Origin of the sequence: Okeania sp. SIO2B9 (assembly GCF_010672505.1) — a bacterium.
Taxonomy (GTDB): Bacteria; Cyanobacteriota; Cyanobacteriia; order Cyanobacteriales; family Microcoleaceae; genus Okeania; species Okeania hirsuta.
The window spans coordinates 1-8,366 of record NZ_JAAHGK010000162.1; the positions used below are offsets into that span (position 1 = coordinate 1).

Consider the following 8,366-nt stretch of genomic DNA (forward strand, 5'->3'; position numbering starts at 1 on the left):
TTCTTTCAGTAAAAAAAATTATTGTAACTATTCAGCTGAATGCTGAATAGTTACAATAATTTTTTTTACTGAAAGATAACCTAAAATTAACCTACAAGCTCTAATATATATTAGTTTTGTTAATAATTTATAATATAAATGTCTAAATACAGCGCTATAGAAGTTAAGAATCTTGATAAAAAATTTAAAGGAAAACCTGCTTTGCAGCAAGTTAATATCTGTGTTGAAGCAGGAGAAATGGTAGGTTTAGTTGGTGCTTCTGGTTCGGGAAAATCTACTTTACTACGACTGATAAATGGTTTAGAGCATGGAGATCAAGGTACCATTTACATATTTGGTACAGCTTTACAAACAGATGGCATTTTTCACTCACATATTAGAAAATTACGTTGCCAAATAGGTTGTATTTTTCAGCAATTTAATTTGGTCAAGCGACTAACAGTAATAGACAACGTTTTAGTGGGAAACTTGGGGCAAATGTCTCTTGTAAATTCGGCACTACGTCTATTTACAAAAGAGCAAAAAATACAGGCACTTGCTGCATTGGAAAGAGTAGGAATTTTAGAACAAGCTTATAAAAAAGCTGCCCAACTTTCTGGAGGACAACAACAACGGGTAGCGATCGCTCGTTGTTTAGTACAGGGAGCTAAAATTATTCTAGCAGATGAACCCATAGCTTCTCTAGACCCGGAGTCTGCTCGGAAGATAATGGAATTATTATGCAAACTCAACCGAGAAAATAATATTACTATTGTTACTTCTCTACATCAAGTTCAAATGGTACGTCGGTATTTTGAACGTACTATTGCTCTGAGAGATGGAGAAGTTGTATTTGACGATCCAACAGTTAATCTGAGCGATCGTAAACTAGACGAACTTTATGGTGCAGCGGCAGAAGAATTAATATTGAAAGGTCATGGAGAATTAGTATAGTTAATTTATCAAATATTCAAGGGTGTGAAAATAAGTCAAAAGTAAGAATTAAGAATTAAGAAGTTAAAAGCCATGTGAAGTCAAAAGCAAGAATTAAGAATAAAGAATTAAGAATAAAGAATTAAGAAGTTAAAAGGGAGAAAGTTTTTGATCGCTAATTATCTGAACATGGTATTAAACCCAAAAGAAACAAAATTAGAACTTAATTTTCTGTGTAGAAATATATATAGCAATCCTAAATGAGTTGTGACAAATCAAAAAGTAGATAAAAAAACTGAAACTCCTACCTGTTCCCTGTTCCCTGTTCCCTGTTCCCTAAAAGCGGTAAGATTGTTATACACAAATAAAATAGGATTGCTATAAATAAAAATGAACAAAATAACTAATAATTTTAACCGTATTGATAAAACTATTATAGCTACTCCAGCAGTTATAGAAATGTTAGCCCAAGAAAAGAAACGAGTTACTAATACTCGCATAATGTTTGTATTGGGTGCTGCGACTGTTCTAGTTTTTTCTGCTCTACAAAGTGAAATAAATTTTTTAACTTTATTCCAAAAAAGCGGTAATATGGTTGAGTATATTCAGTCATATTTTCCCCCTGATTTTTCCGATTGGAAAATTTATTTAGAAGACACAATAATTACTATTTCAATGGGTCTTTGGGGAACTATTTTAGCCGCGATTTTCGCCGTTCCATTTTCGATTTTGGCATCAGAAAATATGAGTCCAATTTGGATTGTACAGCCTATACGTCGAATTTTAGACGCCATGCGGGCAATTAATGAAGTGGTATTTGCTCTAATATTTGTAGTAGCTGTTGGTTTAGGTCCCTTTGCTGGTGTTTTAGCTTTATTTGTACATACAGCAGGTACTTTAGGAAAACTTTTTTCTGAAGCAGTGGAGTCTATTGAACCTGGTCCCGTTGAGGGTATTCGTGCTACGGGTGCTAGTAAAATTCAAGAGATTATCTTTGGAGTAATTCCTCAAGTAATGCCTTTATGGACTTCCTTCGTCTTGTATCGTTTTGAATCAAATGTTCGTTCTGCCTCCGTGTTAGGAATAGTAGGTGCAGGTGGTATAGGAGTTTCTCTTTATCAAAGTTTTGGTTCGTTTTTGTATCAAAAAGTTTGTGCAATTTTAATTATTTTAATCTTGGCAACTTCAATAATTGATTTATTATCAGCAAAATTAAGAAATTGGTTAGTGTAGATAACGAGGGAGGAGTCGGGCCGTAGGGGCGATTCGCGAATCGCCCCTACAGGATTTTGGTTATGACAATATGGTTCATCAATTGGAAAAGCGCTGTAATTTGTTGGGTTTCGGGTTCCTCAACCCAACCTACGACTAGCCTGTGTTTGCAATTTTCCTCTTAATCCGTATATCCGTGGCATAATCCGTGTGAGCAACCCAACCTACGACTAGCTTGTTTTATTTTGAACCGATACCTCCATGAATTGTGACTCCGCTGCTGCCAGAAAGATCGATATCTATTTTATCTCCCCTATCTATATCACGCCCAGCAGTATTAGTCTTAATATTAACATCGCGCCCCGCTTGAATTTTCGCTTGCGCTTCTTGTCTAACTTCTTCCCAACCCCCTTCCGGTAAACCTTTACCCCCACGCAATAACGCTACGGGAAAATCTTCTGTTTGGGAAAATAAGTTAATTAAAATATAATAGTGGCTTTGTTGCATGAAAGTGCTAGAAGCATTATAAAACAAGGGTTAATCAAGAAAATCTATAAATGAGAAAGTGCTGCCCTGTAAGAGTTTCAGGATATTAGTGCAACAAAACCTATAACAGTCAAGAAAACTATAGAGCGATCGCGGTTTCTATTTATAGCTCGTCCCTTAAAAGTTAAAATTAATCAAACAGTTTCCGAACTTGAAAAGCATTTAGGTAAATCAATAACAGCTAGAGAACGAGAACGAATACAGATGATTTACTGGCTAAAAACCAGTCTAGTATCGACTCGCCCAGAACTGTCCAAGCTACTAGGTCGCCATGAATCAACTATTACACCTTGGATCACACTTGATCGGGGTTTGCACATTATGGAATGATTAGGCCAAAAATTAGTTTAGACTTTGAGTAAAAATCTCCAAAAAGAGGCAGTAGGCAGCTTTGCTGTAGGCAGTAGGGAACCCACCCCTCGCCCCTCCCAGGAGGGGGAGGGGAAATAATTGATAATTTATGTGTGAGAATTGATTTTATTTTGGATTTTTATCAGATGTCTATTTTAGCAATTGATTAATCCAAAATCCTGTTCATCAAAAATCTAAAATCATTTGTCACTGTGCAACGCCCTTGATCGAGTGGGAAAACTAGAAAAGCTGTTAGAAGTAAAAAATACACCATGGGAGCACCCACATTTAAGTTAAGATCCTAAGAGGTTGTTTGTAAAGAATTATGGGTAGTCCTGCATGGGTTTTGGTGAAGATATATATTTTTTAATTTCTCCCATACTCCCCATCCCCCCATCTCCCCATACTCCCCTCCTGGGAGGGGTTAGGGGTGGGTCCCCATCTCCCCACACTCTCTCTACCATTACTATGCACCACCACCGAATTATGAAGTGTTTTTACCCCTGGCAAATTGGGTATTTCAGCCTATAAATCTGGGATAAATAACCAAGTTGTTACAGTTTAAAGGTCAATCATTGTATATTAGACTTGTCGCTTTATAACTTAAAAATCCCCCAAAAACCTTGTTCTGTAAGGATTGTAGCTATTGGAGGGCAAAAATGCTGGGAATTATTGCTCTGTCTAGGTTAGAGTGATTTTTTCCCTTTATTTAGCGACAACTCTATTACAAAACTTTACAAACAGTCTCTAATATTTAAGTTAAGATGTTAATATTATACATATCAGGGTTAAAAACTAAAAAATTTATTCTATTCTTACAGTATTTGGGACTACTCATTAAAACTGTGAGTAAAAGTTAACCTCAAAACTACAAAAGATGTAGTTGGCAGAAAGCTTCTAGGCTATGAAAGTCACATTATGGTGCATGGCTGCTCATAAAGTCTAACGAGGTAAGTCAAAATGATTCGCGATCTGAGTCAAGTTTTGAGAAGGATTTTGGAAGATTCGAGACTATCGTCCAGGTTTCCAGAATTGGCGGAAGCCCAGATTTCCTTTGAGCGTCCGTCGGAAACTTTTAGTCCTGGGCAAACCACTGTTAATTTATTTCTGTACGACATTCGGGAACACCTAGAACTACGCAGTAATGAACCAAGTATCGAAATGCGAGGTGGACAGGCAATTATTCATAATCCACCAAAGCGCATAGCCTGTTCTTATTTGGTTACAGCTTGGCCTGTTGGCGGGGAAGAATTACCCCTGCAAGAACACCGATTACTTAGCCAAGTGCTGCAAGTATTCTCAGCGTATCCAACTATTCCAGAAATACCTTTTTTACAAAATACCGGACTGGCAGGGCAAGAACCACCCTTACCATTGGTAGCAGCTCAAGTCGATGGAGTGCAAAGTGTGGCTGAACTTTGGACGGCGTTAGGTAATCAATTACGTCCTTCAATCACAGTTACAGCAACTCTTTCTATTAAGGAACTGTTTGAGCCAGAACCAACCCCCATTGTCATTACTCAAGATTTACAATTAGGCCAGCAACTCTCACCATCCTCAGAACAACTTGTGCCAGGCACTGAACAAAGATTTTTCCGCATTGGTGGACAAGTTACAGATGTTAACAATCAACCTGTTGTGGGTGCAACAGTTATTTTGGTTGAGCGTAATCTTACTGCAGCCACTGATGGAAATGGACAGTACAGTATAGGAGCAATTCCTGCTGGTGCTTATACTTTGAGGGTGCAGTTAGAAGATTTATTACAGGAGGTTAATATTACTATTCCAGTAGAAAACACAACAAATAATTACAACCTACAACTATAAACAGTCCCACAACTATAAACACTAAATTCTGTTTAATCAAGGAGAAAACAGCATGCCACAATATCTCTCTCCCGGAGTCTATGTTGAAGAAGTTCCTCCCTCATCTCGACCTATTGCCGGAGTCGCTACCAGTATAGCTGGATTTATCGGGATTGTACCCCAAAGTATCCAACTTCCTGCCGAGCGTGTTGAAACTACTACAAATGGCACTACCACTATTACCTTCAAAGTAGAAGAAAAGACTCTTCCCGATGCCGGAATAGCTAAGTTAGTGACTAATTGGAGTCAGTTTGTTAGCACATTTGCTGACTTAGCTGGGGATAAGACTCTTGGGAATCTCACAGATGTAGATGAACCTAGTTTTGATACTGCTTCACTTAATAGCTGGAGTCTTTTTGCCCAAGCAGTTTACGGTTTCTTCAATAATGGTGGAACTAGGTGCTATGTCATCCGTATTGATAGTAATACAGAGTTAGCTGCTGCCCTCAATACTTTTGCCTCCATTGACGAAATTACCATGGTGGCTATTCCTGGCATCATTAGCCAAGCAGAACAAGAAGCTGTCATAGGACACTGTGAAAACCTCAAAGACCGATTTGCTATTCTTGATGGCCAACAAAATCCTGATCCTATTGACCGAGACAGTATTAAAGGTAATACCAGAGATAGTAACTATGCTGCTCTTTACTTCCCCTGGATCAAGGTTTTTGACCCTGCCAAACAAATTTTAGATCCATCAAGTAATGGTAGTATAATCCTGCCTCCTAGTGGACACTTGGCTGGGGTTTACTCACGAGTAGATGGAGAAAGGGGTGTCTTTAAAGCACCAGCTAATGAAGTCATTCGAGGTGCTTTAGATTTAGAATACAACCTCACGAAAGCAGACCAAGATGGTTTAAATCCTCTAGGAATTAATATCATTCGCTCTTTTAAAGGCAATATCAAAGTCTGGGGAGCGCGCACTCTAGGAGGCGAAGACAATGGAGAATATAAGTACATTAGCACCCGCCGCTATTTCAACTACTTACGGGAATCTATTGATGAGGGGACGCAGTTTGCTGTCTTTGAACCCAATAATCTAGCACTGTGGCAACGAATTAAACGAACAGTAGGGGACTTTCTGTTAAATGAATGGCGCAATGGGGCGTTGTTTGGGGAAACACCAGAGAAAGCTTTCTTCGTTAAATGTGACGCAGAAACTAATCCCAAAGAAGTCAGGGAGTTAGGACAAGTTGTAACCCTGATTGGGGTAGCAATTGTCAAGCCAGCGGAATTTGTGATCTTCCGCATCCAGCAAACGGCTGGCGAGTAGTAATCTGTTGAACCAACTAAAAAGGAGATTTAGTCATGGCAAGAGTTGATCCGTATAAAAACTATCGTTTCCTCGTGGAGATTGATGGAATTGTTCAGGCAGGCTTTTCAGAATGTAGTGGTTTTGGTTCTGAGGTAGAAATCGTTGAATATCGTGAAGGTGGAGACGATGCTACAGTGCGTAAACTACGAGGAAAAGCTAGTTATCCTGACATTTCTCTCAAATGGGGACTAAGTGATTCCCGTGAACTCTATGATTGGCACTTAGCTGCTGTCAATGGACAGATTGAACGTAAAAATGGTTCTATCATTCTGCTTGATGATACAGGACAAGAAAAAGTACGCTGGAACTTTTTCCAGGCTTGGGCTAGTAAGTATGAAGCACCTGGTTTAGATGCTAAGGGAAGTGATGTTGCGATTGATACCCTCACCGTGACTTGTGAACGTCTGGAGCGAGCTTAACGAAGTCAGAAGTCAACCCACCCCTAACCCCTCCTGGGAGGGGAAGTCAACCCACCCCTAATATAGAATCCGGTTGAATAGTTATTGTATAGTTGAGTGTAGGGGAGTAGGGGAGTGGGGGAGTAGGGGAGATTAAAGGCTTGAAGTAATTATAGAATTATCAACATATACTATATAAACGGATTCTATATAACCCCTCCTGGGAGGGGAAGTGATTTTGGTAACGGGGATTTGAGCCCCGCTCCAAAAATATTTCGCCGATCTTGGCGGGGTTTTAGACCCATACTTCCTGTTCCCTGTTCCCTGTTCCCTGTTATGAGTCTATAAAATCTGACTTTTGACTTTTGACTTTTGAATTCCGTGTCTATAAAATCTTACTTTTGACTTTTGAATTCCGTGAAACGGTATGATTATTCCTGAGCAAACAGCCATGTTACAAACTGAGTATGAGTTTACATTACCAGCAGGTTATGTGGACAAAGAAGGCACTTTACATAAGGAAGGGATAATGCGACTGGCAACTGCTGCCGATGAAATTATACCCCTGAAAGACCCTCGCGTACAATCTAACCCAGCCTATTTAATTGTCATTCTGCTATCTCGAGTTATAACCAGACTAGGTTCCGTAGAAGTGATTAATCCTAAAGTGATTGAAGGATTATTTGCTTCTGACTTATCCTATCTACAGGATTTGTACAATCGCATTAATGGCAATGGAACGCGATCGCTCCAGATTACCTGTCCTCACTGTGAAAATGATTTTGCTGTGGAGTTGGACCTATCGGGGGAATTTTAGGCTACCCCCTGGACCAACTCCATCAGGAGGTAGCCTATCTGGCATATCACTTCCATTGGCACTATGAATCAATCATGGTAATGGAACACAGGGAAAGGAGACGGTGGGTTGAGGAAGTTGCCCAGATCAATAGGCGTTTGAATGCCCAAACCGGGCAGATAGAGTTTACCTAAAGACTAAGAGAATTAGCGATCGCGATTCAACAGCTTACTATTGGTACTTTTAAGATGGAAGATTATCCTTTACACCCTTCTAATAATCCAAGTAGTTTAACCTTGGGCAAACGTATACAGCGACGAGTGGTTGAACCTGCTGGGGTAATTAATACCCAGCAGCTACATTGCCATTACCAAGCTACTCAAGGAATAGCTGGACGACTTGTACAAAGGTTAGGGTTACCGGAACAGGTAAAATTCCGCTATGGCTCTGGAGTTTTGCAACCTACATCAATAATTCAACGTCTGCAGCGACAGCGCACGGAATCAGCGGAGGTTCTTAATGAGCAATTTCCAGCAACTCCTGACGCTCACTCAGCAATGGGAGAAATGGTTCAACGTTCTATACCGCCTCAATCAAGGCAGTTTCAGAATAGTAGGGAGATTCAAGGGAGAAGCACTAATAAATTAGGCAGATATCACACAAATCCCCTGCAGCCATCTATAACCCAGAAAGCAACGGTAATGACAAAGCCAGTGGAAAAAAAACCACAATCTGACACTTCTGTTGTGAAGACAAGTAGGGGAGAAACAAACCGACCATTTCGGATTAGTCGCAAAGCAACTGTTTCAGAAGTTAATGTCAGCAATCTAGGAGCTAAGGTTGAAGCTGAACCTAACTTTAAACAGAATCAGGATTTGCCTCTTAACCAAGCTACTAACCAATTATCGACAAGTACGGTTCAAACAAAAGCAGATACTTCTGTTAATCCCAATAGTTTAGTAACTGCAAC

Annotated in this window: 11 protein-coding genes; 9 read left to right on the forward strand and 2 right to left on the reverse strand. The window is 39.6% G+C overall.

The features are described from left to right. Nucleotides 1–138 precede the first annotated feature (138 nt). Complete coding sequence (phnC, locus tag F6K13_RS08235; protein WP_124145281.1) at nt 139–933, forward strand: phosphonate ABC transporter ATP-binding protein; 795 nt, start codon at nt 139–141, stop codon at nt 931–933. 369 nt (nt 934–1,302) lie between these two features. Then, on the forward strand, nt 1,303–2,145 hold the full coding sequence (phnE, locus tag F6K13_RS08240; protein WP_205127384.1) for a phosphonate ABC transporter, permease protein PhnE: 843 nt from the start codon (nt 1,303–1,305) through the stop codon (nt 2,143–2,145). Between the two features lie 219 nt (nt 2,146–2,364). Here the strand turns inward: phnE and F6K13_RS08245 are convergent, their stop codons facing one another. Further along, on the reverse strand, nt 2,365–2,631 hold the full coding sequence (locus F6K13_RS08245) for a hypothetical protein (RefSeq protein ID WP_124145280.1): 267 nt from the start codon (nt 2,629–2,631) through the stop codon (nt 2,365–2,367). A 243-nt stretch (nt 2,632–2,874) separates the two neighbouring features. On the opposite strand from F6K13_RS08245, the gene F6K13_RS08250 reads away from it, so the two are divergent. Then, complete coding sequence (locus F6K13_RS08250; protein WP_275670383.1) at nt 2,875–3,000, forward strand: hypothetical protein; 126 nt, start codon at nt 2,875–2,877, stop codon at nt 2,998–3,000. 344 nt (nt 3,001–3,344) lie between these two features. Here the strand turns inward: F6K13_RS08250 and F6K13_RS08255 are convergent, their stop codons facing one another. Next, nucleotides 3,345–3,485 carry a hypothetical protein gene (locus tag F6K13_RS08255; RefSeq protein WP_161564557.1) on the reverse strand — a complete coding sequence of 47 codons (141 nt, stop codon included), beginning with the start codon at nt 3,483–3,485 and terminating at the stop codon, nt 3,345–3,347. A gap of 496 nt (nt 3,486–3,981) precedes the next feature. On the opposite strand from F6K13_RS08255, the gene F6K13_RS08260 reads away from it, so the two are divergent. The 6 genes from F6K13_RS08260 to F6K13_RS08280 form a co-directional block, all read left to right on the forward strand. Beyond that, nucleotides 3,982–4,848, forward strand: a complete 867-nt coding sequence (locus F6K13_RS08260; protein ID WP_124154266.1) for a Pvc16 family protein — start codon at nt 3,982–3,984, stop codon at nt 4,846–4,848. 52 nt (nt 4,849–4,900) lie between these two features. Then, entirely contained in the window at nt 4,901–6,160 is a 1,260-nt protein-coding gene (locus tag F6K13_RS08265; RefSeq protein WP_124154265.1) for a phage tail sheath subtilisin-like domain-containing protein, read from the forward strand. Nucleotides 6,161–6,195: 35 nt separating this feature from the next. Beyond that, the gene (locus F6K13_RS08270) at nt 6,196–6,621 is read left to right on the forward strand and encodes a phage tail protein (protein ID WP_124154264.1); all 426 of its coding nucleotides are present in this window, start codon (nt 6,196–6,198) and stop codon (nt 6,619–6,621) included. 406 nt (nt 6,622–7,027) lie between these two features. Beyond that, the gene (locus F6K13_RS08275; protein ID WP_339379410.1) at nt 7,028–7,417 is read left to right on the forward strand and encodes a phage tail assembly protein; all 390 of its coding nucleotides are present in this window, start codon (nt 7,028–7,030) and stop codon (nt 7,415–7,417) included. Nucleotides 7,418–7,425: 8 nt separating this feature from the next. Continuing rightward, nucleotides 7,426–7,590 (forward strand): DUF6760 family protein, encoded by a 165-nt coding sequence (locus tag F6K13_RS34990; protein WP_353735646.1) that lies wholly within the window; start codon nt 7,426–7,428, stop codon nt 7,588–7,590. Nucleotides 7,591–7,644: 54 nt separating this feature from the next. After that, a partial coding sequence (locus tag F6K13_RS08280; RefSeq protein ID WP_287287186.1) for a hypothetical protein occupies nt 7,645–8,366 on the forward strand: 722 nt, incomplete at its 3' end.